Origin of the sequence: uncultured Cyclobacterium sp., from assembly GCF_963976465.1 — a bacterium.
Classification (GTDB): domain Bacteria; phylum Bacteroidota; class Bacteroidia; order Cytophagales; family Cyclobacteriaceae; genus Cyclobacterium.
In genome coordinates this window covers 1-2,473 of record NZ_CAXBOC010000649.1, presented here as the reverse complement: position 1 = coordinate 2,473, position 2,473 = coordinate 1, and the positions used below count along the sequence as shown (strand labels likewise).

Genomic DNA, 2,473 nt, shown 5'->3' with positions numbered 1-2,473 from the left:
CTCAGTGAGATTGGCTTTGAACAAATCAATAAGGCTTATTTTGACACCATCCGTATCAAGGTAGATCAAGTACAGATGGAAAAAATCCGTGCCTTTGCAGTTTCCAAAAAATTAAACTTCAGGTACGATGAAGGCCATATTCTATTGAGCTTCGATCAGGCAAAAACCAGACAGGATGTAGTTGAAATTTTTGAAGTATTTGCCAAATCCACCAATAGGTTACAACCTGAAGTTCCGGAAATCCCAAGTCAAATTGAAGCAACCATCCCTTCTGAATTAGAGCGAAAATCCAAATTCTTGGAGCATGAGGTATTCCAAAAATACCACTCTGAGCATGAAATGCTACGCTACATGAAAAAACTTGAAAACAAGGATTTATCTTTGGTTCACTCCATGATTTCTTTGGGTTCTTGCACCATGAAGCTCAATGCCACCACTGAAATGATCCCCATTACCTGGCCGGAAATTGGGCAGCTACACCCCTTTGCACCCCAGGATCAAGCGGCAGGTTATTATGAGATGTTTCAAGATCTTCGGAATTGGCTTAGTGAAATTACAGGCTTTTCTGACACCTCCTTGCAGCCCAATTCAGGGGCACAAGGAGAGTATGCAGGTTTAATGGTGATCCGTGCTTACCATCAAAGTAGAAATGAAGACTTTAGAAACGTGGTCTTAATTCCTTCTTCGGCCCACGGTACCAACCCGGCCTCTGCAGTCATGGCGGGAATGAAAGTAGTAATTGTCCCTTGTGATGAAAAAGGGAATATTGATGTAGCAGCTTTCAAAGAAAAAGCAGCTGCCTATAAAGACCAACTTTCTGCCCTTATGGTAACCTATCCATCTACCCATGGGGTCTTTGAAGAGGCGATTAAAGAAATCTGTGACCTTGTACATGAATATGGCGGACAAGTATATATGGATGGGGCCAATATGAATGCACAGGTGGGACTGACCAGTCCGGGTTTGATCGGCGCAGACGTTTGTCATCTTAATCTTCACAAGACATTCTGCATTCCTCATGGAGGAGGTGGACCGGGTATGGGGCCCATTTGTGTAGCCAAGCATTTGGTACCTTTTCTTCCGGGAAATCCTTATGTAAAGACCGGAGGTACCGCTGCCATTACCCCTATATCTGCCGCCCCTTTTGGCAGCTCAAGTATTTTACCTATTCCTTATGCTTACATTGCCATGATGGGCGAAGAGGGTTTATCCAAGGCGACGAAAATTGCCATTTTGAATGCCAATTATATTAAAACCCGCCTCGGGACTGATTTTCCTATTCTATATACCGGAGCCAATGGTCGGGCTGCACATGAAATGATTCTGGATTGCAGGGCATTCAAAGCATTTGGTGTGGAAGTGGAAGACATTGCAAAACGACTTATGGATTATGGTTTTCATGCGCCGACCGTTTCTTTCCCTGTACCCGGTACACTTATGGTGGAACCTACAGAGTCTGAATCTAAGGATGAATTGGACCGTTTCTGCGAAGCCATGATTGCCATACGTCAAGAAATCAGAGAAATTGAAGAAGGCAAAGCAGATAAACAGGTGAATGTATTGAAAAATGCGCCCCACACTGCTGCAAGTATTATCTCAGACAATTGGGAAATGCCTTATAGCAGAGAAAAAGCGGCTTATCCACTGCCTTTTGTTAAAGAAAATAAATTTTGGCCGGCGGTGGGCAGAATAGATGCTGCCTATGGTGACCGAAACCTTATGTGTAGCTGTATTCCCACCTCGGATTTTGAGACCGAATAAAAAGGCTAAACAAGCTAAATAAAAAGCCCCAACTTGAAATTCAAGTTGGGGCTTTTTATAATAGTAAAAAAGAATTTTACTTCAAACTTCCTGTCATGTCTTCAGGACGTACCCATTCGTCAAACTGCTCGTTGGTCAATAAGCCAAGATCAAGCGCTGCTTCGCGCAAGCTTGTACCTTCCTTATGGGCTTTTTTAGCGATTTTCGCTGCATTTTCATAGCCAATATGAGGATTAAGTGCTGTAACAAGCATTAAGCTATTTTCAAGGTGCCTTTTGATAAAAGGAAAATTCGGCGCAATACCTACCACACAATTGTCTGTGAAAGAAACACAAGCATCACCCAATAATCTTGCGGAGTTAAGTAGGTTATTTACCATCATAGGTTTGAATACGTTCAGCTCAAACTGACCGCTCATACCACCAACAGATACTGCGGTATCATTGCCTATCACCTGGGCACAGACCATGGTCATAGCTTCTACCTGTGTAGGGTTAACTTTACCTGGCATGATGGATGATCCCGGTTCATTTTCAGGAATCAAGATTTCACCAATCCCGGATCGAGGGCCTGAAGACAACATCCTGACATCATTGGCAATTTTCATCAGGCTTACGGCCAATTGTTTCAAAGCTCCATGGGTCTCTACTATGGCATCATGGGCTGCCAAAGATTCAAATTTATTGGGAGCAGTTATAAAAGGATTGCCTGA

The 2,473-nt window shown here is 43.2% G+C and carries 2 protein-coding genes; one reads left to right on the top strand and one right to left on the bottom strand.

Annotation, left to right across the window (positions count from 1 at the left end):
- A partial coding sequence (gene gcvP / locus AAC037_RS23425; protein WP_339906041.1) for an aminomethyl-transferring glycine dehydrogenase occupies nt 1-1,761 on the top strand: 1,761 nt, incomplete at its 5' end.
- A gap of 76 nt (nt 1,762-1,837) precedes the next feature.
- Here the strand turns inward: gcvP and AAC037_RS23420 are convergent.
- Nucleotides 1,838-2,473: lyase family protein (locus tag AAC037_RS23420; protein WP_339906040.1), on the bottom strand; the 636-nt coding region annotated here is incomplete at its 5' end.